34 protein-coding genes and 2 tRNA genes are annotated in these 21,639 nt (G+C 65.7%); 33 read left to right on the forward strand and 3 right to left on the reverse strand.

Annotated features, from left to right (window positions below; translation table 11 throughout):
* The first annotated feature begins 27 nt into the window (after positions 1 to 27).
* The 13 genes from QSU92_RS01110 (at position 28) to QSU92_RS01170 (ending at position 7,511) form a co-directional block, all read left to right on the forward strand.
* The gene (locus QSU92_RS01110) at positions 28 to 1,365 is read left to right on the forward strand and encodes a recombinase family protein (protein WP_289264325.1); all 1,338 of its coding nucleotides are present in this window, start codon (positions 28 to 30) and stop codon (positions 1,363 to 1,365) included.
* 162 nt (positions 1,366 to 1,527) lie between these two features.
* Positions 1,528 to 1,989: a hypothetical protein gene (locus QSU92_RS01115; protein WP_289264327.1), complete on the forward strand. Its 462-nt coding sequence runs from the start codon at positions 1,528 to 1,530 to the stop codon at positions 1,987 to 1,989.
* Positions 1,986 to 2,303 (forward strand): DUF6907 domain-containing protein, encoded by a 318-nt coding sequence (locus QSU92_RS01120; RefSeq protein ID WP_289264329.1) that lies wholly within the window; start codon positions 1,986 to 1,988, stop codon positions 2,301 to 2,303. Before QSU92_RS01115 ends, QSU92_RS01120 begins: the two co-directional genes overlap by 4 nt.
* A 94-nt stretch (positions 2,304 to 2,397) precedes the next feature.
* A tRNA-Arg gene (locus QSU92_RS01125) sits at positions 2,398 to 2,469 on the forward strand.
* 34 nt (positions 2,470 to 2,503) lie between these two features.
* Entirely contained in the window at positions 2,504 to 2,986 is a 483-nt protein-coding gene (locus QSU92_RS01130; RefSeq protein ID WP_289264332.1) for a hypothetical protein, read from the forward strand.
* Between the two features lie 145 nt (positions 2,987 to 3,131).
* Positions 3,132 to 3,416 (forward strand): hypothetical protein, encoded by a 285-nt coding sequence (locus QSU92_RS01135; protein WP_289264334.1) that lies wholly within the window; start codon positions 3,132 to 3,134, stop codon positions 3,414 to 3,416.
* Between the two features lie 116 nt (positions 3,417 to 3,532).
* Positions 3,533 to 3,700, forward strand: coding sequence for a hypothetical protein (locus QSU92_RS01140; RefSeq protein WP_289264337.1), 168 nt, complete (start codon positions 3,533 to 3,535; stop codon positions 3,698 to 3,700).
* A complete protein-coding gene (locus QSU92_RS01145; protein ID WP_289264339.1) occupies positions 3,697 to 5,652 on the forward strand; it encodes an AAA family ATPase in 1,956 nt (651 codons plus the stop codon). The genes QSU92_RS01140 and QSU92_RS01145 overlap by 4 nt, the downstream gene beginning before the upstream one ends.
* The gene (locus QSU92_RS01150; protein ID WP_289264341.1) at positions 5,649 to 5,921 is read left to right on the forward strand and encodes a WhiB family transcriptional regulator; all 273 of its coding nucleotides are present in this window, start codon (positions 5,649 to 5,651) and stop codon (positions 5,919 to 5,921) included. The genes QSU92_RS01145 and QSU92_RS01150 overlap by 4 nt, the downstream gene beginning before the upstream one ends.
* Positions 5,918 to 6,217, forward strand: a complete 300-nt coding sequence (locus tag QSU92_RS01155; protein WP_289264343.1) for a hypothetical protein — start codon at positions 5,918 to 5,920, stop codon at positions 6,215 to 6,217. Before QSU92_RS01150 ends, QSU92_RS01155 begins: the two co-directional genes overlap by 4 nt.
* 14 nt (positions 6,218 to 6,231) lie before the next feature.
* Positions 6,232 to 6,447: a hypothetical protein gene (locus tag QSU92_RS01160; RefSeq protein ID WP_289264346.1), complete on the forward strand. Its 216-nt coding sequence runs from the start codon at positions 6,232 to 6,234 to the stop codon at positions 6,445 to 6,447.
* 9 nt (positions 6,448 to 6,456) lie between these two features.
* Positions 6,457 to 7,284 carry a hypothetical protein gene (locus QSU92_RS01165; protein WP_289264348.1) on the forward strand — a complete coding sequence of 276 codons (828 nt, stop codon included), beginning with the start codon at positions 6,457 to 6,459 and terminating at the stop codon, positions 7,282 to 7,284.
* 77 nt (positions 7,285 to 7,361) lie between these two features.
* Positions 7,362 to 7,511 (forward strand): hypothetical protein, encoded by a 150-nt coding sequence (locus QSU92_RS01170; protein ID WP_289264350.1) that lies wholly within the window; start codon positions 7,362 to 7,364, stop codon positions 7,509 to 7,511.
* A gap of 316 nt (positions 7,512 to 7,827) precedes the next feature.
* Here the strand turns inward: QSU92_RS01170 and QSU92_RS01175 are convergent, their stop codons facing one another.
* Positions 7,828 to 8,046 (reverse strand): hypothetical protein, encoded by a 219-nt coding sequence (locus QSU92_RS01175; protein ID WP_289264351.1) that lies wholly within the window; start codon positions 8,044 to 8,046, stop codon positions 7,828 to 7,830.
* A gap of 80 nt (positions 8,047 to 8,126) precedes the next feature.
* Here QSU92_RS01175 and QSU92_RS01180 point away from each other — a divergent pair, with 80 nt between their 5' ends.
* Together QSU92_RS01180 and QSU92_RS01185 are read left to right on the forward strand one after the other, a co-directional pair.
* Complete coding sequence (locus tag QSU92_RS01180) at positions 8,127 to 8,582, forward strand: hypothetical protein (RefSeq protein ID WP_289264352.1); 456 nt, start codon at positions 8,127 to 8,129, stop codon at positions 8,580 to 8,582.
* Between the two features lie 61 nt (positions 8,583 to 8,643).
* Positions 8,644 to 9,378 (forward strand): DUF5677 domain-containing protein, encoded by a 735-nt coding sequence (locus tag QSU92_RS01185; RefSeq protein ID WP_289264353.1) that lies wholly within the window; start codon positions 8,644 to 8,646, stop codon positions 9,376 to 9,378.
* Positions 9,379 to 9,385: 7 nt separating this feature from the next.
* On the opposite strand, the gene QSU92_RS01190 is transcribed toward QSU92_RS01185, so the two are convergent.
* Entirely contained in the window at positions 9,386 to 9,520 is a 135-nt protein-coding gene (locus QSU92_RS01190; protein WP_289264354.1) for a hypothetical protein, read from the reverse strand.
* A gap of 172 nt (positions 9,521 to 9,692) precedes the next feature.
* On the opposite strand from QSU92_RS01190, the gene QSU92_RS01195 reads away from it, so the two are divergent.
* From QSU92_RS01195 to QSU92_RS01270, 16 genes are all read left to right on the forward strand, one after another.
* On the forward strand, positions 9,693 to 11,129 hold the full coding sequence (locus QSU92_RS01195; protein ID WP_289264356.1) for a recombinase family protein: 1,437 nt from the start codon (positions 9,693 to 9,695) through the stop codon (positions 11,127 to 11,129).
* Between the two features lie 158 nt (positions 11,130 to 11,287).
* On the forward strand, positions 11,288 to 11,647 hold the full coding sequence (locus tag QSU92_RS01200) for a hypothetical protein (RefSeq protein WP_289264359.1): 360 nt from the start codon (positions 11,288 to 11,290) through the stop codon (positions 11,645 to 11,647).
* Entirely contained in the window at positions 11,644 to 12,234 is a 591-nt protein-coding gene (locus QSU92_RS01205; RefSeq protein WP_289264361.1) for a hypothetical protein, read from the forward strand. Before QSU92_RS01200 ends, QSU92_RS01205 begins: the two co-directional genes overlap by 4 nt.
* Before the next feature lie 43 nt (positions 12,235 to 12,277).
* Positions 12,278 to 12,349, forward strand: a tRNA-Arg gene (locus QSU92_RS01210).
* 90 nt (positions 12,350 to 12,439) lie between these two features.
* Positions 12,440 to 12,709, forward strand: a complete 270-nt coding sequence (locus QSU92_RS01215) for a hypothetical protein (protein ID WP_289264363.1) — start codon at positions 12,440 to 12,442, stop codon at positions 12,707 to 12,709.
* Between the two features lie 489 nt (positions 12,710 to 13,198).
* Entirely contained in the window at positions 13,199 to 13,477 is a 279-nt protein-coding gene (locus tag QSU92_RS01220) for a hypothetical protein (protein ID WP_289264365.1), read from the forward strand.
* Positions 13,478 to 13,721: 244 nt separating this feature from the next.
* Positions 13,722 to 13,961 carry a hypothetical protein gene (locus QSU92_RS01225; RefSeq protein WP_289264367.1) on the forward strand — a complete coding sequence of 80 codons (240 nt, stop codon included), beginning with the start codon at positions 13,722 to 13,724 and terminating at the stop codon, positions 13,959 to 13,961.
* Positions 13,958 to 15,943 (forward strand): AAA family ATPase, encoded by a 1,986-nt coding sequence (locus QSU92_RS01230; protein ID WP_289264369.1) that lies wholly within the window; start codon positions 13,958 to 13,960, stop codon positions 15,941 to 15,943. The genes QSU92_RS01225 and QSU92_RS01230 overlap by 4 nt, the downstream gene beginning before the upstream one ends.
* Positions 15,940 to 16,212 carry a WhiB family transcriptional regulator gene (locus QSU92_RS01235; protein WP_289264371.1) on the forward strand — a complete coding sequence of 91 codons (273 nt, stop codon included), beginning with the start codon at positions 15,940 to 15,942 and terminating at the stop codon, positions 16,210 to 16,212. Before QSU92_RS01230 ends, QSU92_RS01235 begins: the two co-directional genes overlap by 4 nt.
* Positions 16,209 to 16,592, forward strand: coding sequence for a hypothetical protein (locus tag QSU92_RS01240; RefSeq protein ID WP_289264373.1), 384 nt, complete (start codon positions 16,209 to 16,211; stop codon positions 16,590 to 16,592). Before QSU92_RS01235 ends, QSU92_RS01240 begins: the two co-directional genes overlap by 4 nt.
* Positions 16,593 to 16,606: 14 nt before the next feature.
* Complete coding sequence (locus QSU92_RS01245; protein WP_289264375.1) at positions 16,607 to 17,149, forward strand: hypothetical protein; 543 nt, start codon at positions 16,607 to 16,609, stop codon at positions 17,147 to 17,149.
* Positions 17,150 to 17,155: 6 nt separating this feature from the next.
* Complete coding sequence (locus QSU92_RS01250) at positions 17,156 to 17,518, forward strand: hypothetical protein (protein WP_289264377.1); 363 nt, start codon at positions 17,156 to 17,158, stop codon at positions 17,516 to 17,518.
* 118 nt (positions 17,519 to 17,636) lie between these two features.
* Positions 17,637 to 18,092: a transposase gene (locus tag QSU92_RS01255; RefSeq protein ID WP_289265776.1), complete on the forward strand. Its 456-nt coding sequence runs from the start codon at positions 17,637 to 17,639 to the stop codon at positions 18,090 to 18,092.
* Complete coding sequence (locus QSU92_RS01260) at positions 18,089 to 18,382, forward strand: hypothetical protein (protein WP_289264378.1); 294 nt, start codon at positions 18,089 to 18,091, stop codon at positions 18,380 to 18,382. The genes QSU92_RS01255 and QSU92_RS01260 overlap by 4 nt, the downstream gene beginning before the upstream one ends.
* Complete coding sequence (locus QSU92_RS01265) at positions 18,375 to 19,559, forward strand: hypothetical protein (RefSeq protein ID WP_289264380.1); 1,185 nt, start codon at positions 18,375 to 18,377, stop codon at positions 19,557 to 19,559. The genes QSU92_RS01260 and QSU92_RS01265 overlap by 8 nt, the downstream gene beginning before the upstream one ends.
* Before the next feature lie 11 nt (positions 19,560 to 19,570).
* The gene (locus QSU92_RS01270; RefSeq protein ID WP_289264382.1) at positions 19,571 to 19,894 is read left to right on the forward strand and encodes a hypothetical protein; all 324 of its coding nucleotides are present in this window, start codon (positions 19,571 to 19,573) and stop codon (positions 19,892 to 19,894) included.
* A gap of 135 nt (positions 19,895 to 20,029) precedes the next feature.
* On the opposite strand, the gene QSU92_RS01275 is transcribed toward QSU92_RS01270, so the two are convergent.
* Positions 20,030 to 20,599, reverse strand: coding sequence for a hypothetical protein (locus tag QSU92_RS01275; protein ID WP_289264385.1), 570 nt, complete (start codon positions 20,597 to 20,599; stop codon positions 20,030 to 20,032).
* A 72-nt stretch (positions 20,600 to 20,671) separates the two neighbouring features.
* On the opposite strand from QSU92_RS01275, the gene QSU92_RS01280 reads away from it, so the two are divergent.
* The gene (locus tag QSU92_RS01280; RefSeq protein ID WP_289264387.1) at positions 20,672 to 20,827 is read left to right on the forward strand and encodes a hypothetical protein; all 156 of its coding nucleotides are present in this window, start codon (positions 20,672 to 20,674) and stop codon (positions 20,825 to 20,827) included.
* A gap of 138 nt (positions 20,828 to 20,965) precedes the next feature.
* Positions 20,966 to 21,577: a hypothetical protein gene (locus QSU92_RS01285; protein WP_289264390.1), complete on the forward strand. Its 612-nt coding sequence runs from the start codon at positions 20,966 to 20,968 to the stop codon at positions 21,575 to 21,577.
* The last annotated feature ends 62 nt before the right edge of the window (positions 21,578 to 21,639 follow it).

Here is a 21,639-nt window from a genome sequence, read left to right on the forward strand (position 1 = left end):
GGCCCGTACGTGTGTAGTGTGATGCGCATGACGGTGATCTACTGCAGGATCTCGCAGGACCGGACCGGGGAAAAGGTCAAGGTCGAGCGACAGCTGCGCGAGTGTCGCGCTCTCGCCGCGAAGCTTGAACTCACTGTGGAGCACGTCTACACAGACAACGATGTTTCTGCCACGTCGGGGAAGGTGCGGCCCCAGTTCGAGGCCATGCTCGCGGCGCGCCCGAAGGCGATCATCGCGTGGCATCAGGACCGTTTGTTGCGCCTCACAAGCGACTTGGAGAAGGTAATCGCCCTTGACGTCCCGGTGTACACAGTGACGGCGGGGACGCTCGATCTGTCGACACCCGCCGGCCGCGCCGTCGCCCGCACTGTCGCCGCGTGGTCACAGTATGAGGGCGAGCAGAAGGCTAAGAGGCAGGTCTCAGGGAACGTCGAGCGCGCCGAGAAGGGTGTCTATCAGTTCAGTCGGCGCCCATACGGTTACAAGAGGGTCGAGAAGAAGGTCGTGATCGTCGAGAAGGAAGCGGAGATCGTCCGCGAAGGCTACAAGCGCTATCTCGACGGCGACTCCTACTATTCGATCGCGCAGGACTGGAACGACCGCGGCGTGCCGACGTTCTCGGGTCCGTGGAGCATGGCCCGTGTCCGCGCGATGCTCCGAAACCCCGCCTACGTCGGCGAACTGCACTACAAGGGCGAGCACGTCGGCGCCGGGGACTGGAAACCGATCATCGACCGAGACACGTGGGATGCCTACCTGCGGATGCGTGGCCGGCGTAAACGCGCCGGGGACTGGTCGACGCAGACGAAGCACCTGCTCAGCGGCATCATCTTCTGCGGTGTGTGCGGGTCGAGGATGCTCGCCCGCCCTGACCGTGGCGTGATGAAGTACTCGTGCACGACGAACTGGTGCACGACCCGCCGCGCGTCCGACGTCGAGGCTGTCGTCGAGGGCGTCGTGATCGCTCGCCTGCAGGACCCGGAGATCGTCAGCCGCATCCGGCAGGCCCCGGATCTGGCGCCGCTCGAGGACGAGCTGGTGACGCTCCGTTCCCGCCGAGACGATCTCGCTGCGATGCTCGCTGAGGGCCTTCTGAGCCGTGAGGCGGTCAAGGATCAGGCGCAGGCGCTCACGACGAAGATTGACGCGCTCACGCGCCGCCTGGACGCCGCCCGCTCCCAATCGCCTGTGACCGACCTCGCGCTTGCCGCGTCGGTCCCCGACAGGTGGGCGCAGCTGACGCTCCCGACGAAGCGTCTGGTGATCCAGAGCCTGCTCAAGGTGCGGGTGCAGAAGACGAGACCCGGCCGCGTGCCGTTCGACCCGACCTCGGTTGAGATCGAGTGGGTGTCGGAGGGGCCGTAGAGACTTGCGCTGTCGTCATTCGGAGATTCCGATTCAGGACAGCGCTTGAGGAGGAGACACCTGTCTCCCCCTGAGGTGGTGAAACTAGCCACCTGACAGAAGATGCCCCCGCCGCGCGGCACACGCGACGAGGGCGACGATCACACAACCATGGAGGAAGAAATGATCACCAACCAGAGTACCGTCGCGACGATCGACGAATGGGCTGCAGCGGCGATCGCGGTCATCGAGGTGGAGAAGGAACGGCTGCTTGCTGACCCTGACTTCGCCCGCCGTGTCGACGCGCTGGAGGAGCCCTGGACGGTCGACGATCTGTTGGCGAAGACCATCACGGCGGATATCCCTGAACTGCCGCCGCTACCGGCTGCTGGCTGGGTGGTTGAGTCGGCGATCGCGGCGGTGAGCTACTGCGAACTGACCGTCCAGCAGGACGGGGTCGAGGTGACGCTCGATGGAGCGCAGCTGCAGAAGCAGATGACCGGGACGCTGGACGTTATCACCGGCAAGTTCCAGAGCCTCACTTGCGTGCGTATCGCTCGACCCGGCGAGGGTGGCGTCGACATCCCCCTCGATTCGATCCCCGCGGTCATCGATGGGCTGCTCTCGACGGGGGCGCAGTCATGAGCGCCTGCCCTGTCTGGTGCACGATCGAAGCCGAGCACGAAGCCGACAACCACCACAGCATGACCTTCTACGCCCAAGCACCGAAGAATGAGGTGTCCGTCAGCGTCGGACGGTGGGAGAACCCCGGTGAGGATGAGCGGGTCCTCAGCGTTCACATGGAGTCCTGGGAGATCGAGGCCGACACCGCGAATTTGCACGCCGAGATCCGACGTGAGGTGAGCGAGCTCCGCGCGATCATCGACGACCTCGAACGCAAAGCGCTGGAGTTCGCCGACATGGTCGCACCGAAGACGGAGGTGGCGTTGACGGCGTGATCCTGGGTGCAGCTGTCCAATCTGGACAGGTGGAAAGTCTTTCCACCCGGTGCGATTCACCACCTGTGTCAGATGACACACCTGCACCCCCTCCCCGCGAGAAGCTCAATGGATGAGTAGCCGCCTTCTAAGCGGATGGGTGCCGGTTCGAATCCGGCCTCGCGGACTCTCGATGTGACGAATTGTGAAGAGGTGAGGCGATGACCGAGTACCGACGAGTGGTGAGCCCCGGGACCGGCGTCAGCTACGCCCGCCTCGACGGTGATGTGTGGGTCGACATCACGGAGGAAGATGCGCGCGCTGCGGGTGTGTGGCGCGACCCGCGCGGCGACACGTTCGGCGTGAAAGATCCTCTGGCGACGAGGGAGCAACTGGGCGCGCGAGACAAAGGCGCCTACGATCCGCGTCCCGCTTCCGGCGAATTCATCAGGAATCTGGTTGTCGTGCGGTGCGGCGACTGCGGCGAGCGTATCGCCACGATCGAGAAATATGAGGGCCGCATCCTGCTGCACAACGCCGCGACCGGCCGGCGGTACTGGAGCGACCTGTTCCGGTGGTCGCTCTACCGGTGCGCTTCATGCGAACCAGGACTTCGGGACATTGTCCCGCGCAACACCTCGAAGATCGAGTCCGCGATCGAGCGCGCCGAGAGCGACTCGCGAACAGTCACGGTCAAGATTTGAACGCTCGCGACGCGCCGAACAGGTCTACCGCGCAACCCGCAACATGTGTTCTATGATCTGACTAAGCCTGCGAACCCGATGCGTCGGGGGAAGCTGAACTCTCTGAGGGGGCGCTCAGAACAACCGCTTTCTGCGGAGGTTCCGAGTGTCCCTTTCTGTTTCCCCCGTCCAATCCGCCAAGGGTCGCAAAGCGCGCGCGACCTACCTGCACGGCGCCGACTCCCCCCAGGCCATTGAAGCCGGCCGCGATCTCGCCGCTTCGCTGATCGAGCAGTACATCGAGAAGGTCGTCGCGAGCGCGCCGCCGCTCAGCGAGGAACAGCGCGACCGCTTGGCGAGCCTCCTGCGCACTGCGGGGCCGACGCCGAAAGTGTTGCGCCGGCCTCGCAGTATCGACGAGCGCATCGCCGCTGGTGGTGATGCGACTTGAGCGCAAACGAAACCCGCCGCGAGGACGGCGGGCTCGAGACTCAGGTGGGTGCCGGGTCTACGACAAATTCTACCGCCGCTCGGGACTCCGCCGTTTTCTTCCGCGACTCCTATGCGGTGCTCGTCCGGGGCAAGGCTGTGCGCCGACACCTGTACTTCTCGCTCCCCGCCGCAACCCGCACCGTCCAACGAGCCCGCGCTCGCGGTGATCACGCTGAGATCGTGCTCGTCAAGCTCGTGCCGGTCGACGCGCGCCACCTCGACGAGAGCGAGGCCAGCCGATGACCACCGCCTACGACCGACTACTCGACAAGTTCCGCGATCACGGGCTATCGGTGAGGACGACGGGTCCGAACACCTCGTCGGCGCAAGCGCCGGGGCATTCGGGCGCCGACCTCAGTGTCAGCATCCGGCAGATCGATGGGCAAGTGCTCGTGCACTCCCACTCCGACCCCACCGAAGACGTGCTCGCCGCGCTAGGCGTGACCCACGCCGACCTGTTCGACTCCCCCCGCGGGACTCGCTACGACTACCCGGACGGGCGGCAGGTTCACCGCTCCCCGGACAAGCGATTCCGGCAATCGGGGAACACAAAGGGGACCGCGCTGTACCGCGCAGACCGCCTCGTTGACGCGACCGACATCTGCGTCGTCGAAGGAGAGAAGGACGTGCACGCTCTCGAATCCCTCGGGGTCGTCGCGACCTGCACCGCGATGGGGGCCGGCAAGGCGCACAAGGCAGACTTGACGCCGCTGTACGGCAAGACGGTACGGATCATCCAGGATCGGGACGAGCCGGGCAGCAAGCACGCCGAACACCTACGTCAGCTTCTCGACGGTCACGCGACAGTGCTCGTCTACGAGCCCGCGGTCGGTAAGGACGCTGCAGACCACGTTGCCGCCGGCAAAGGCATCGCGGACTTCGCGGCGGTGCCGCTCCCCGCGATCACCAAGCCGTCGCTCACTGAACCTCGACCCGCCGAGCAGCGTCGACACCTTGTCGCGCCGGCCAGTGGCATCCGCACCGAAGCGCAGAAATGGTTCTGGGCTGACAGGATCCCGACGAACACGGTTGCGATCTTCGCCGGGCGCGGCGGGGAGGGCAAGACGACCTTCGCGTTTCACCTTGCGTCGGAGGTCACGCGCGGTGCCCTCCCCGGCTCTTTCCAGCGGTCACCCGCACCCGTGCTGATTTGGTCAGGCGAGGACCGATGGGAGAGCGTCATCATCCCGCGCCTGAAAGCAGCCGACGCCGATCTCGACCTCGTGTTCAAGCTCGGCATCGAGTCGACGATCGACGAGGTATCGCTAGAAGTCACGCCGAACCTTCCTGACGACCTTCCTCTCGTCCGCGCTGCCATCAACAGCGTCGGTGCACGGCTGGTGATTGTCGACCCGATCTCGTCGACGATGCGCGGAGACCTGAACAAGGAAGCCGACACCCGCCGCACCCTGGACGGTCTCGCTCGGATCGCCGAGCAGACGGGCGCAGTCATCCTCGCGATCCGGCACTTCAACAAGGGAACCGGCAACGCCAGCGACAAGGTATCTGGTTCGCACGCCTTCCGGGACGCCGCGCGCGCCGTGTTCCTCTTCGCTACCGACGAGGACACCGGCAACCGCATCGTCTCGCAGGACAAGGGCAACTACTCTCAGCACGGCGCCGGATCGGTCGCATTCCAGCTCGAGCCCGTCGAAATTGCCACCGACGACGGCGAGATGGCATCGGTGGCGAGGGTCGTGATCGTCGGCGAGTCCGAGGTGAGCGTGTCAGACATCATCAACCGCACACCACCGACCGGAGACGACCGCGAGGCGCACAACGCGGCCACATCGTTTCTGCTCGACTACCTCCGTTCCTGTGACGCCGAAGAGGCGAAAGCGGCAAGCGTCATCAAAGCAGCGCGAGAGGCCGGCTTCTCCGAGCACGAGATCAAGAACGCGAGGGCTCGCAGCAAGACCCCAAAAGTCGTGTCCCGCAAGGCCGCGTTCGGCGGCGGATGGGTGTGGGCGATCGACCACGGACACCTGACTCCCACCGAGGCCGAGCAGTTCGACAGCTTGGCCGCATCTTTCCAAGGTGTCACCGAAGGTGCCGAAGAAATCAACTTCCTGAAACATGAGACCTTCGACACCTTGGTGACACCTTCGACCGAACCCGACTACTGCCTCCACGGCGTGACATTCGGTGCCAGGTGCAGCAAGTGCGGCGGCACAGCGACGGAACCGACAGCATGAGCCGCGCCGACGTCGCCTACCGCGTCTTGCACGACGCGCTCGCCGAGATCGAGGCGCCTGCGTGCACGGGTGACGATCGCTTCCTCCTGGAAAGCCACGAGCTGGCGCCAGAGGAGCTACAGCACCTCGGTGCGACTGTCTGCCGCCCGTGCCCGGTCCGTGGCCTCTGCCGCGACTACGGCAACGCCGCCAGACCTCCCGCCGGCGTCTGGGCGGGACGCGTCTACCCGACCCCGAAACGCCGAACGGCGAAGGAGGACCAGCTATGACCCGACACACAGCGCGCGCTCGCCACGTCGACATCTACGACGACGACGAGGTGCTCGTCGAACGGCGCCGCGCCCGCCGATGGGAACGCCGCGCGAAACGGCGCCGGCAAGTCCTGCTCCGCGCGCGCGACGAGCTCGACCAGATCGCCAACACCCTCGAGGCGCTCATCACCGCCCAGGCATCGACACCGAGATCACTGCGCCGACTCCTCGACCGCATCGACGCTCTCGCCGACTCGATCGACGCTCACGCCACCGACGACACCTCACCCGCCTCCACCGACAACCACCGATGAAAGGAACACCGACCATGACCGACCCCCGCACCGAGATCGCCGAGCAAACCGGCATCCCGGCCTCAGCGCTCCGCGGCACCACCCGAGACGAGCTACAGGCTCACGCCGACCAGCTCGTCGCGCTCGGCTACAGCACCCAGCGTGACCTCAGCCCGGCCGAGATCGTCGACCGCGCCCTCGGGAAGACCAGCGACGTCGACGACATCGTGAACACCGCCCTCAACCGATAGGAGAACCCCATGTACCTGCAGAACGAAGACAAGCACCTCGACCTCGCCGAATGGCTCGACACCCTCGAGCAGCTCGGTATCGACATCACCACGGCGTTCCCCGCCGTAGCCGACGCGAACCAACGGGTCGACCGCCTCGAGAAGATCCGGTCCGAGCACATCAGCACGCACCGTGACATCACGACCATCGCCCGCCAGCTCGGTACCGCCGACAACCTCGACGACACCACCGCGGTCCTGACCGTCGCGGATCACTTCGCGTACAGCCAGAGCGACGAGCACCGGCAGCGGGTCACCGAGATACTCGAACAGGCGGCGGACTTCGCCAAGGGCGACGCGATCCGCCGATTCCGTCACGCCAACATCCTCGCCGCGATCCGCCCCAGGTTCGACGCGCTCGCCGCACGGATCACCGAAGCTGAGCACGCCCTCCCGGGCGGTGTCCTCAATCTCGATGATGCCGCCCGCCTCGCTCACGCGGACACGTGGATGCAGCTCGAACGCGACATCGCCACCTGGAACACTCTCGCGGGTCTCCTCAACGACCTCGTGACCGCGCGTGTGCTGCAGCATCCCGCGACCGGGGACCAGCCCGCCAGCGGCATCGACTTCCTCATCGAGGACTACGACGCGTTCGACGACACGCTCGCCGGCCGCGGAAGCGTCCGCGCCATGGCGGCCGCGATCACCGCCGGACGGCCCCGCCTCCTCACCCCGGACGAGATCACGCCCAGAAGCGCCGTGCAGCCACTCACACACGATCAGCAGGCTCGACGCACCTGGGAAGCCAACGAACGCGACAGGGCCGCACGCGCCGCCCTGCCGATCCCGGCCTGACCCTCGACCGGTCTGAGCGGCCAGCCCCACGCTCAGCGCCTTGACACCTCCACCACGGGGCACGAAGGAGAACCAAGATGAATCCGCACCTCGACGAAGCGATCCAGCGCATCCAGCAGGCACAGGACAACGGCGGCCAGGGCAGCGAAGCGAGCGCAACACTCTTATTCGCACTCGCCGTCGTCGCCGTCGCCACCGAGCTGAAGCTGTCTCGCGAAGCAGCCTGAACCAAAGGGGGGTGAGAGCACCGGAGGTCAGCGCTTCACGGGCCGACACGGTCGCATCCTCACCCCCTGCCCCCACCCCTCCCCCCGCCCCTCACGACCGCGGGGAGGAGCTGTGATCAACAGTTCCTACGGGTCTGGGGATTCCGACCCGTACATCTGATTGGAGACCTGACCGTGTGGCCTCGCGTTCTGTACACGAAGTGCGTCGGTTGCGGCGCTGCTCTTTCGCATCATCCGCGGCAGAGGAACCCGAAGAAGTGGTGCTCGGAGCGGTGCCGGGTCGCGACGTGGCGGGCGCGCCGCGCCGCAGACCCAACTACCGGATGATGAGCGCGAGCACGGCCGCGACGGTGGCGACCGCTGAGAGGATCGTGCTCGATACCGCGAGCCAGAATGAGCGGTTCGCAAGCCGGTTCGCTGCGTCGGTGGCCCTTTCCCGCGAGCGGCGGTCTAACTCGTCGACGTAGTAGCTGGTGCCGACCATGGTGTTCTGCGCCTCGCGGTCGTGGGCGGCGATCAGGTCCGCGTCGGTCATCTTCCGCAGCTGCTCGATTGATCGCGCCATTCCCATGGGCAGACGATAGCGCGAACTCCCCTCCCCGCTACCGTGGGCGAATGACCATCAGTGATGTGATTCAGCTCGCCGCGGTGCTCGTCGCCGTCGCCGCGTCCGTGATCGCGCTCGTGATTGCCACCGTTGACCGGAAGACACAGCTGCGGATCGCGGAGAAGGACCGCGCGCAGGCGCGCCTCGCCGTCGAGCTCGAGTACGCGGTCAGGTTGAGTGCGAATCGCAACATGGGCGGTAGTGCCGACCCGGCCGAGAGCAAACGGCTCGGCGCTGAGGCTCTCGCGCTCGCCGTCGTCGTCGGCAAGCGATGGGTTCCACGACAGTACGACCACGTGATGGACGGGCGGACGCCTGAGGAGATCGCCGCGATGTTCGACAACGACGAGAGCCCCCAGTGGGTCAAGTGGCGGAACGAGGCCGCCGTGGCCGTGCAGGCCATCGTGGACGAGATGTACGAGACCTCGCCACGTCACCGTCCCGCCGGCAACGGCGACGCGTGAGCGGGGCCTCATGAGTCGCCGCTACGTCACCGATCCGGCCGACAACCTCGACCCGCAGTTCGTGCGGCGCGTTCTCTCCGACCTCTGCGACCTGTGGGAGAAGTCGGCGGACGATGAGCGGCGCTTTCGAGCCGAGGTAGATCTCGCTCAAGCGACATCGATCCACACTCACGCGCACCACGCAGTGAGGTTGGGGCGCGCGATCCTGGCCCTCGACGAAGGGAGGTTCGGCGCCGAGATGGTCCCGCTCGTAAGGTTCCTCCTGGAGTGCGGGGTCACGGCGGCGTGGCTCCTTCTCACGCCCGGGTCGGGGCAAACGTTGATCCGTGACGGCGCCGACTCGCGCCGAAAGGCGTTGGTCGAGCTTGCCGAGCTGGGCGAGGAGGTGAATCCCGGCTACGACCAGGCGCTCGAAGCGCTAGCCCATCTCGAAGACGCATCGAAGGCGTATCAGGTCAAGCATCGGTGCGAATCGCTGATCGAAGGGAAGCGGCTGTATGTGCTCTACAGGGTGCTGTCGGCAGAGTCTCACGCCGGGATGGGCGTGGCGGACCTCTACACCGTCAGCATGGACGACAGCCCTATTGGAATCGCGTTCGACGACGCGCCCCGATTTAGCACGCGCGCGTCCACGCTCGGCATCGCCGCGTGCATGCTGTTGCTCGCGATCAACGCCGACGAACTCGCGCGGATCAAGCCGCGCCGCACCACCCAGATCGCCAAACTCGCAAAACGCCTTGGTGTCGGGACTCGCATTGTCCGCGCGGACGGAAGCGAACTTCCCCCGCGCACGTAAACACTATTCAAGTTACCGCTTGCAGCCCTGCGGTCATCAAAGTGATGAGCACCCAGCCGGGCACGTCGCCTCGGTCATCGGCGACCACCTCGCCGAACGCGCTCCGCGCGCGGATCCAGTTTCGGCTCACGAGCTCGCGCATGCCGTTCTCCTTTCGTCGGGGCCGCCCGGCCCAGTCGTGGCGGGTGCTGAGGCGGTTACGGTCATCCGATCCCCAACCGCAGCAGGAAGATGCCGGGGAACACGGCGAAGAGCACGCTCAGCGGCAGGATCAGGAAGACCAGGGGCACGAGCATGTGCTATAGATTCTCCTCATGACCTCGACGCAACCCCCGAGGGCGGTGATCTACTGCCGCATAAGCGACGACCCCACCGGCCGCGCAGCTGGCGTTGACCGTCAGCGCGATGAATGTGCTGCGCTTGCCGATACCAAGGGCGTCGAGGTCATTGACACGCTGGTCGACAACGACCTCAGCGCCACCACCGGGAAGCGTCGCCCCGGGTTCGAGCGGGTCCTCGAGATGATCCGCGCCGGGCGCATCGACACCATCGTCGTGTGGCACACCGACCGCCTCTACCGGCTCCCCCGTGACCTTGAGCCGATCATCGCTCTCGCCGAAGGGCGCCGCCTCCGATTCCTCACTGTGACGGCGTCAGAGATCGACCTGAATACACCGAGCGGTCGGATGGTAGCGAGGATGCTCGCGGCCGCCTCCGCCCAGGAGGTCGAGCACAAGGCAGACCGGCAGCGTTCCGCCGCAGATCAGCGAGCGGCGAAAGGTCTGCCCACAGCCCGGCCGGGCTATGGGTACCGGCGTGTTGACGGTCACGACGTGATCAATAAGGACGAAGCCGCGGTCATTACCGAGGCGGCACGACGGGTGTTGAACGGTGAATCCCTCCGCTCGATCGTCGCCGACTACAAGCTGCGTGCGATCCCCTCGCCCGCCGGCGCGCCGTGGCAGCCGGTCACCCTCCGACAGCTCATCCAACGCCCGAGCCTCACAGGCCTGCGCACACACCGCGGGAAGGTCGTCGGAGACTTCGACCCCAGCCTGCACCCCGCGATCCTCGACCGTGACACCCACGACCGCCTCGTCGCGTTCCTCACCGACCCGACACGCAAGACAGCAAACGTTGGGCACCCGCCCAAGCACCTGCTCTCAGGTATCGCGATGTGTGGCCTCTGCGGAGACACTCTCGGCGGGAAGATGAAGCGACTGCCCCCGTGGACGCCGAAGCTGGGACAGAAGTCGAAGCCGGTGAAAGCGGCGTACGCGTGCGACACCTGTCACAAGGTGCGGCGCCTGCAGGAACCCGTCGATGAATTCGTGACCGAGGTGCTGCTTCGCAGGCTCGAGCGGGACGACGCCGCCGAACTGTTTACCACCGGCGACGCTGACGCGGCGAGGGAAGCACGCGACGCGATCGCCGCTGTCAACGCCCGTCTCGCATCGGCCGCGGACCTGTTCGCTGACGGTGCGATCGACGCGGCACAGCTGGAGCGGATCACTGCGCGCGGACGCGCTGACCGGAAACAGCTCGAGAGAGAGCTCGCCGCTGCACTCCCTCCAGCGCTCCCTACCGAGGCTGTTGGGGAGCGAGCTCGCGAGGTGTGGGCGACGTTGGATCCGGAACGGCGAAGAGCGATCGTGTCCGCGCTGATGCGGGTGACGATCATGCCGGCCGGATCCGGCACAAGCTTCAACCCCGAACTTGTCCGCATCGAGTGGGTGTCGGACACCGGGTGAAGACTCGCGAGACCGGGCTCGGATGCCGACGAAGGTCTCGCTTGAGGAGGAGACACCTGTCTCCCCCTGAGGTCGGAAGGAGTTTCCGACCTGACAGAAGATGCCCCCGCCGAGCTGGCACTCGACGAGGGCGAAGTGATCAATCGAAAGGACCGATCATGAAAGACGCTACCTTGGATGCCCTCGTGGCCGCGATTGCGGAGAACGAGCGGGAGAAGAATCAGTCGTTCCTCGCCGCTCACCCCGCGATCGAGGCGAACAAGCCGCACTGGGCTCGCAAGATCGAGTTGCCGTTCGAACCGAACGGTGACGTGACCTGTGGGGTCTACGCGCTCGAGCACGGCATCGTGGGCCTCACCCAGGACTTCTCACTCCGCGACGGCGTGGTGACGCTCGTCGGCCCGCCCACCGTGACGCTCTACGCCGACCACGTCGAGGCCACCGTGGAGACGCTGCAGGAATTCGCGACCGACGTGATCACCGCGCGCCAGCGCTTCGAGAACGCGACCATCCGATGAGCGAGACGATCACGCCTGCCGACGTCGCCGCTGTCGCGGCCGACAAGCTGGCAACCATTAAGGCCGAGATCGCCGACCTGGTTCAACGCCGCGAGGCTCTTCTCTCAACGACAATCGCCGAACTCACTGCGCACGGGATCGAGGCACGCGTCGCGCGAAACGCGCAGAGAGATCTCATGCCGTACAAAGCCGGCGACATGGTGCACGTGGTGGAGACGCACGGCCCCGTTGCCGGGTTCCACTGGTCCATCATCGGTCCCCACGCCACCGAGAAGGCGCTGAGGTGGGGCCCTCGCGTAGGAGCGACCTGGGGTAACCACTGCGACGTGATCGTGAACCGAGGGCAACACGAAGTGCTTCTCGTAGACAGTCGCGACGTTCTCCTCGTGCGCACACGTGCAGAGACCGACCAGGAGTACCGCCGCGCGGTCGGGCGTTTACGCACGCAGGCACGACACGACGGCATCCGCGTCCACGTCCGAGACCGCGAGGTGGCGCTCGAGGATGGGATGGGCAACGTGCTGCACACCGGCGACGTCGAGACCGCGTTCTTCTGGCTGTTCAACATCGACCCGAACGAGAGGTAAGCCACCAGGGAGGGTCCGCCGGCCCGCGACTCTCCCTGGTCCCCCGCGAGAAGCTCAATGGATGAGCAACCGCCTTCTAAGCGGTCGGGTGCCGGTTCGAATCCGGCCTCGCGGACTTCGCAACACGCCGTAAGTGGTGTGCTGTACCAAAAGACTCACCACAACACTTAGAACTAGTCAGGACCACAACACTTAGGAGGGTGACATGTCGAGAGGACCAGGCATCTGGCAGCGACAGATCCTCGATCGCATCGAAGCGGGCAAGGTCGTCATCCTGACCGGACCCGAGCACACGCATGCGGAGCAGAACGCCATCCGGCGAGCCGCGAACACGCTCGAGGCGAAGGGCGCCCTCAAGATCATCGCCTCGCGCGTTGACGGAAGGTCACGCCTCGTCGCCTGCCCTGTCGACATGAAGACGCCGCCGTTCCGGGTCCTGACCGGGCTCGACGGCAAGCAATACAGGACGAAGTAGATGGCCAGCGGCGAGCCCGAACGGCGGCCCCCGTATTCCCTCGAGGAGGCACGCGAGATTTCCCGTCGCCGAGCGCGGGAACCCATCCGCACGAAGGGCGCGAAACCGCTCCTGAACCTCCGATGCGGTCGATGCTCCCGCGTCCGACGTGAGGTGTCTCGCGCGGACGAGCCCACGCCTGACAATGACGGCGCGCAGCTGCTGTGGGTTCCGCGGTGCCCGTGCGACCTGAGGACCCAGACACCCACGCGAGCGGTGCTGATCATGGTCCCTTGGAGCGCGCTGACACCAGTGCTCGAGAGGGCGGAGAAGTCCGGTCGCACATACAACGCAGCGTTCACCATGCGCGACGACGGTGTGTCGGACATCGACGAGATCAACGACGACCTAACCTAAACGTGTCGCTTACGTTAAGGTAGGCCGCAAGCAGTCCGCCGTCGGGTACGGGAAGAATCGCGCTTTCGGACACGCGAACCGAAAGGTTCGACCGTGCCCACCAAAGGCTCACGCCTCGCATTCACAGCATCCCAAGTCGCAGTCACCGCTCGTCGGCGGGACCACGCCGCTCATCTCGACGCCCGCCGGGAACACGCCGCCGCCAAGCTCGAGCAGTACATCGAGCAGGTGGTCGCATCCGCTCCACCCCTCACTGTCGAGCAGCGCGATCGCCTCGCCGCCCTCCTGCGCACCGCGGAGCCCGCAGCGAAGGTGCTACGCCGCCCCACAACTGTCACTGAGCAGATCGCGTCGGGCGGTGATTTCGAGTGATCGTCTGGATTTGGCTGACTTTCGCCCTAGCATCCGCGGGCATCGATTTATTTCTCGGGCAGGACACGGCCACTTTCACGATGGGTGCGATCGTGATGTCCGCCATCTACAGCCAGGGCATTGAGACTCGCCAGGTAATCGGAGGCGGTGACGTCGAGTGAGCCCAAATGAAAATCGCCCCGCGGCCAACGAGGCGATCTCCGAAAACAACAACCACCCTCAGGATACCGCCGCTCATGGCGCCGTGAAGGAACCTTCCGCGTGGCTCCGCGGACGCATCCACGACGCCGTCAGGGCATGGCAAGACGCGGGATCCCCTGCCCGCATCGTCGCCACCCTCGGCGACTCCCCCGACGACTGCTGCAGGTGCGGTGACCCCTCCCGGCGTCCCCTCCTCGTCACAGCATCGACACCCACGGGGCAGCTGCTGGTGTGCGGGATGCTCTGCCAGGCCTGTCACGACCTCGAGGCGGTGACCCTGTGAGCACCACCACCACCATCGACGCAACCACGCGAGTCGTCGACGCGCTCGCCGCCCGAGTGAAGATCAAACCCTTCGGACAGGACAGGTGGCGAGCGCAATGCCCCGCACACAACGGCCACGACCTCAACCTCTCCGTCGCGAAGGGCGACCAGGGTGTCCTGCTGAAGTGCTGGTCGCACAACTGCAGCGAGACCGCGATCGCGCAAGCGCTCGGCATGCAGCTGCGGGACCTTTTCGACCGTGACGGACGCGCCATCTACGACTACGGCGGGGACTACAAGATCCAGCGCACCCGCCTCGCGTCGGAGTTCGGCAGCGCGAAAGAGGTTCGCCCCGTACGCGCAGGCATCACGCCGGACCTGCGCCCCCTGTGGCAACCAGAAGGGTCCGCGACGATCGCGCAATCATCCACGGTGATGCTCTGCGAGGGCGAGAAGACCGCCGACGCGCTCGTCCGCCTCGGCGTACCCTGCGTCGCCACGTGGGCAGGAGGCACCGGAGGAGTCGAGAAGGCCGACTACAGCCCGCTCGCAGGCCGCAAGGTCGTAGTGGTCCCAGACAACGACGAGCCAGGCGCCAAAGCCGCAGCAGCGCTCCTACGGCTCCTCACACCCATCGCAGAGGACGTCCGCGTATGGCGAGTGCCCGGACACCTCAACGACGCCGCCGACCTGTGGCTCGAGGGAGGCACGATCGAGGACCTCACCGTCGACAACACCCCACCTGGTGCAGACGCACCACCTGTGTCAGAAGACACACCTGACGCGGACGACGACAGCGACCACTCGGCGCACGCGACCACGTGGGAAGAGGTCAGCATCGCAGACATCGTCGCCGGCATCGTCAACGGCACCATCGAACCCGTCCGCCCCCAACGCCTCACCCGAGACGACGGCGCCGCCCTGTTCTACGACGGGAAAGTCAACGGCATCCACGGCGAAAGCGGGTCCGGGAAATCATGGACCGCGTTGTACGCCTGCGCGCAAGAGATCGCCAACAACCACCACGTCATCTACGTCGACTTCGAAGACAGCCCCCGCGACGTCGTCGGCCGCCTCATCAACCTCGGCGCCGACCCCGCAGACATCACCGCCAGGTTCCACTACGTCCAACCCGAAGCCCCCTTCGTCGTCGGCGCCGACACCCTCCTCGAGCTCATCCACCAGCACGACGTCACCCTCGTCATCATCGACTCCACCGGTGAAGCCATGTCGATGGACGGGGCGCAGCAGAACGCCGACGAGGACGTCACCCGCTGGTTCCAGCAGGTCACCCGACGCATCGCCCGACAAGGTCCCGCGGTCGTCGTCCTCGACCACCTCCCCAAAGCCGGCGGCAGCGACCTCATGCCCATCGGGTCGCAACGGAAACGATCGGCGATCAACGGCGCCCAGTACCTACAGGAGACCCTCACCAGCTTCTCGAAGCAGAAGGCCGGCGCCGCCCGCCTGAAGGTCGCGAAGGACCGGAACGGGGACAACTCCACCGGTGACACCGTCGCCACCCTGCACGTCACCCCCATCGGCGGTGGGAACGTCCGAATCGCGTTCACCGCGCCCGACCCGGGCGAGCGTACGGAGGCAGGTGAGTTCCGCCCCACCACCCTCATGAGCCGTGTCAGCCGGGTCGTGCAGAACGCACCCGAACCGATGAGCTACCGCCGCATCCTCGACAACGTCACCGGCAAGAAGGACCACGTCAGGCAAGCGGTCAACGTCCTCATCCAAGAGGGATACATCGCGACCGCCGCAGGACCACGCGGAGCGATCCTCCACATCCACGTCAAACCGTTCGAAGGCGGGGGAACACTCAACCCTCAAATCAGTGAGTTTTCGACCGTGGACCGTTCCCTGTTCCTAGGAAAGGGAACAGGGGAACAGTCACCACCGTTCCCCGGGGAACAGTGGGGAACAGTCGGGGAACAGTCGTCAGAAGGGCAAACACAACCCTCGATCTCGCTCGCAGATGAGGACGCCTCGTGAACCACGGCGACCGCGCATACCGTGCCCTGCACCTCGCGCTCGCGGACGCTGACGCACCCGAGTGCAGCGGCGATGACCGGTTCATTCTCGAGCACCACGAGCTCGCCGCTGACGAGGTCAAACACCTCAGGCTCACAGTGTGCGGACCCTGCCCACTCCGGACCCTCTGCCGCGCGTACGGTGACGCCGCACGCCCACAGGCAGGGATCTGGGGCGGGAAGGTCTACCCACCACCGAAACCCCGCAAGCGGGCGGAGGTTGACCAGTGACCCGCCGTCTCGTCACGGGCCCGAGCATCCTCCTCACCCAGGAAGACGCCCGCATCCTCTACCGCGCCGCGAACCTCGGCGACCTCCGCACCCGCTACCGCGTCGGGAACAAGACGATCTACGACCTTCTCACCGACATCACCGTCCTCGCCCTCAGCACCCCGGATGCCGCACGCGGCAACGAACAGCGGCAACCCGCGGCATCGGAGGAACGTGAGTACTGGACAACTCAACAAGTCGCCACTGCGGCAAGGCAGGCAGAACGCACCGTCCGCCTCGCCTGCCAACGCCAGGAGATCCCCGCCGAGAAACCCGCCGGCACCTGGCTCATCCGCAACAGCGACGCCCGCACCTACATCAACACCCATCGACCCCGATGATCAAGGAGAATCACATGAGCCTCGACGCTCTCGAGAAGCAGCTCGACGAAATCCGCGACAGAGCGGAACGCGAGAAGAACAGCCACTGGGGCAGAATCAAGCAGATCGACGCCGACGCCGAACTCTCCGACGAAGGGAAGAAGGCGCAGCGGGACAGGTTCGCTGAGTCAGCCCGCGAGCGGCTGCGCGCCTTGCGCGCCGAGGAGGAAGCGCGCGTCGACGCGAAGATTAGCGAACTTGAACGCCGACTCGACGGCGCCACCGGAACCTCCTCCACCGACGTCATCGCGTTTCGGGACGCGCAGGACCGCGCCGAACGACTCGACGACGCCGACGACGCCAAGCGGATGCTGGACCGTGCACTCCGCAGCAACGACAAGTCCCTCGCGTTCGCGATCTTCCGCCGCGCGCTCGACGCGAACTGGCGTGGCCTCGTCGCGGACTTCACCACCGCGCAGCCCCAGGTCGCCGGGGTCGCACAGGACCTCGAAGTCCTCTACCGCCACCGCGCCAACACCATGGCGCGCACCCTCGTCTACGGCCTTCTGGGAAGCTGACCGACCATGAGCGACTCTGACCTGAGCGTTCCGACACCGCTTGACGTGCAGTCCGCACTGAACCTTTCACCCGCGCACCCGCAGCCGTGGCTACAGGACACCACCTGGCAGGAACGCCGCAACGAGATCGCCCAACGCCTCAGCCTCACCGACGACGCTCGCGATGAACTCCTCACCGCGCAGGACGACGTACTCCTCAACCTGCAGGCAGAACGCCTCGCCCTCTACGGATTCACCCAGGACGGCCACCCGCCGCTCACCGCCGGCAACACCGCACCACGAGAAGGACAACACACCGGGGAACCAAAGGGACCCGACAGTGAAGTCCGCGACTTCGTCCGCGACTTACTCGGCAAGGACCCATGGTGACCGCGCGCGCTACGGGTAGGGGGAACTCCCCCAAGGGTCCAGGCCTGACTACCTCCGGGCTTTGCCGGGATCTCTCCCCCCTTTGAACCACGTGACCATCAAAGGAGCCGATGTGACCATGCAGGGCAGGTTGCTGCACGCGGTGGAACCCACAGAGTCGTCAGAAACTCGCGGGAAGCCGCACTACTCGGACGTGTTCAAGGCGAACGCGGTGAGCCGGGTGAAGGGTGGTCAGGCGATCGCGCAGGTCGCGCGGGATCTGGGGGTCGCGCGGAACACGTTGAAGGCTTGGATTGGGGACCCGAACACGATGCCGGCGGCGCCGTCGTCGACGTCGGACGCGGTGCTGGAAGCCGCTCGCACGGGTTCGCGGAAGGCGGTGCTGATCGCGTTGAGGGATGAGATCGCGGGAAAGATCGCCGCCGGTGTGACCCCTCGTGATCTGCCCGTGAACGCGCGTCTTCTGCACGAGGTGATGAGGGAGATAGAAGCGATCGAGCACGGAGAGCGGCAGGAGCACGACCTCTCCGCGATCCCTGATGCACCATTCGACCCGCGGGAGTTGGGACTGTGACGGACGACATGACGATGGTGGAGCGGATCACGCGCTCTTTCGACCGGCTCGAGGTGCCCGATTCCGATCTGCGGAGGGCCGGTATCGCCCTGGCGCAGGTGTTCGACGGCGACGACCGTCCCGGTCACATGGCTCCTGCTTCCGCCGCGCTGCGCGCGTTGATGGTCGAGACGGAAGCGATCTACACGAAGACGACACCGCTCGAGGACGAGCGCGACCTGCTGCGGGCACGCCGCGAGGCGCGCGAGCTCGGCATCGACCTGACCGATGAAGGAGACACCAATGGCTGAACTATCCGTCGATATCGACGTCAACACCCAGCAGGCGGTGTCGAACGTCGGGAAGCTGGGTGAGTCGTTCGAGGATGCCGCTCGGCAGCTGCTCGAGATCGTTGACTCTGGGAAGCGTGCGGGGAAGTCCACGGAGGACATCGCCCGCGACATCGCCCGCCGCTACGACGTCGCGTTCGACGACGCGAAGAAGTCCGTGGAGACTCTGGAGCGCGCGCTGAAGGAAGTGGATAGGGCGGGCGGGCGCGTAGGTGACGACACGGCCGACTCCCTTGAGGATGTAGAGCGAGCCGCCCAGCGAGCCGAACGTGCGGTCGACGACGTTGGCGACAACGGGTCTCGCGGGCTCCGCCGGGTCAGCGACACGTCCCGTGAGGTGGGGCAGGAGATCCGGCAGAACCTCGGTGAGGGCATCGCGAACGCCGCCCGTGGTGACTTCGAAGGTCTCGCGGACACGATCGGTGACACACTCGGCGGCGCGGTCGCTGGGATCGGTGGGCTCGGCACGGCAGCGATCGGCGCGGCCGGCGCTCTCGGCCTCGGTGCCATCGTCGCCGTGTTCCAGGCGATCCAAGCTGAAGCCGAGAAGTCGGAGGAGCGCGTGCGGGCCATGTTCGCGGACTTTGCGGAGTCCGGGCAGACGTTCGTGTCGGACGACTTCCTCAGTCAGGCAATCAAGGACCTCGTCGCCGATACCAATCAATGGAATGACGCGTTGAAGCGGTCCGAGCAGACCGGTGTCGACATCGACACGATCCTGCGCGCCATGGCTGGCGACCAGAATGCTCTCGCCGAGACGCACGCCGCGTACGTCGCAAAGCGCGACGAGGAAGTGCAGAAGATCCGCAACGGCAACGATGTTCTGGCGGACCAGGTCAATCAGATCGAGATCGCCAACGCCGCGTTCTCAACGCAGTCCGGATGGATCGGCCAGATCCAACGAGACACAGGCACCGCCGCTGACAAGGCCGCGGCGTATCGCGCTGCGATGGGCGGCGCGGCCGACAACGCCGGGAAGGTGCGGGACATCGTCGGTCAGATCCAGGACCGCAACATCACGATCGGGATCACCGCCCGCGACGCTGGGTTCGAGTCCTACTGGAGGACTATCCAGAATCGGGCAGCGCAAGGCATCGTTGTCAACGCTCGGCCCGGTCAGGGTCGCTTCTGGGAATGAGAGGAACACCCGTGACGAACGACCCCACCGACGTCCCACAGCTGCAACTCGCGTTCCTCGGGGTCGCATCCGTCTTTGCGCGGCGCGACCCGACTGCAACCCGGTGGGGCACGGACGTCGCTCTGCCGAGGCACCCTGACGGCACCCCCGACCTCAAGAACCTGTTCATCGCTGCGGGGACGCTGATCGGGTACCTCGCTGGCGAACTCGCCGAAGAACGCGGAACCACGGCCGAGGAGATCCTGTCCGACATCACCGCCAGGATTGGTCAGGAGGAGGACGTCGTGCGCGAATTCCGCCGCGAAATCGACGATCTCAGGGATGACTCCGCGTAGAAGCCAATTGAAAACGGCAGCTAGTCGAACCTCGCGCGAGTCGCTCAGTCTCGCGCATGGCTCGCAGGTAAACGGCTTCGGATACTCCGAGCCCGGTAGCCAACTGGGTCATTACGATGAAGTCGCGGCCGGTGCTCACCGCCCGAACATGGCCTGCAGGCGCGTGAAAGCGTCGGGATCGAGCGCGACCTGCATATACAGCTGTTCCCTCTGAAGCTCGGCGAGCTGAATTTCTTCGCTTCGACGAACCCTGGACGCGATCGCGCTCGAGGCAAGCTCTGTCAGCGGCTCGCCGATCGCGCGCCGGAAGTTGAACCCCAATAGCTGCAAGACCTGAACCATCTCGGCCGAGAGGATGGGCTTGACCGCGGAGATGCCCTTCTTGAAGGTCTCGCCCTGGTCACCACCCTGCGCGTCCGCGAGCTGCTCTAGGAGAGGGACGACGGTGTCCGCGATGTACCGCACATCGCCGGGAGTCAGGCGTTGTGAGACGAGCTCGCTTTGGTATGACTGCGCGATCCGAGTTATCTCTGCCTTGTCATCGATGAGTTCGCTGATGATCTCTTCGAGGCCCGCTATGGTGTCCTCAGCCTTCCTGCCCGCGCGGAGAGAGCGGACCTTATCGGTGATGGCCTGGGCGGAGTTGCGGGCGACAGCGGCGCCCAGATCTAAGGCTAGCTTCTGCACCTCGGGAGGAATGTCCATCGAACGAGCGTGCCATGGCGACTGTGGACAAGGCGAGAGGAAAGTGACTCCGGGTCAGCTACTGTGACCAACGTGCTTGATGATCTCTTGGTGTTCGCCACGCAGCCTGCCTGCCGCGGCTGCACGTCGGTGCTGCGGGATGACCCGCGCGGGTTCGAGTGCGTCACCTGCGGGATGGTCTACCAGCGCGACGGTAGGACCCTGCAGCGCGTCGTCGACGCCGGCTGATTCTGTTGGCCGATCAGACGGCCACGCTGTCCCCCGGTGAAATGTGATCGTTTCGTGCCCGAGGCTCGGGTCGTCGGCTCGGTACGCTGACGGGGCGCGGTGGGGACCGCGCTTTCCGTCACCTCCGGGGGAATCACGATGCGTAACACCACAATCAAGACCGTCACCCTTCTCTGTGCAGTCGCTCTGACTGGCGCCCTGAGCGCCTGCACATCCACGCCGCAGCCCGAGCCGATGGCAACCCAGACGGCTGAGCCGTCGCAGTCAGCATCAGCAGAACCGACACCGACCGAGACCGAAGCGGCGCCCCCGGCCGCAGCGGGAACGCGACAGAATCCCGTCCCAATCGGGCAGGTGCTGCCCTTCAGTGAGGATTCCGCCTTCAAGGTCGGCGCATCCGCACCTACTCAGGTGTTCCCCGACTACGCCGTGCTGCCCCTCGTGATTCAGATCGATTGGGCGAACTTCAACCAGCAGGCGACGGAACAAGGGGTCCCGACGGGCGGGCCCTATACGCCTGCTGCAGGCATCGGCATCTCGTTCGTCACTGCCGCCGGGGTGTCGTATGCCACGACGGACCGGTACATCGAGATTGAGAACGACTTCCTAATGGTCGGCGACGTCTATGAGCCGAACGGCGTCATTAACGCGAACTACGCCGTGAGCGTCCCCGAGGGCGAGATTCCGGGCGGCGTGTGGGCAATCGAAAATTACGGTTCGGGTGCACAGGTGTTCGTCGCCGCACAGTGAACCTCTCGAAGTCACCGCCGCTCCGTGCCGGATCGGGTGGCTACAAAGAATTCGGAGGTGCT

Source organism: Microbacterium sp. ET2, assembly GCF_030347395.1.
Classification (GTDB): Bacteria; Actinomycetota; Actinomycetes; order Actinomycetales; family Microbacteriaceae; genus Microbacterium; species Microbacterium albipurpureum.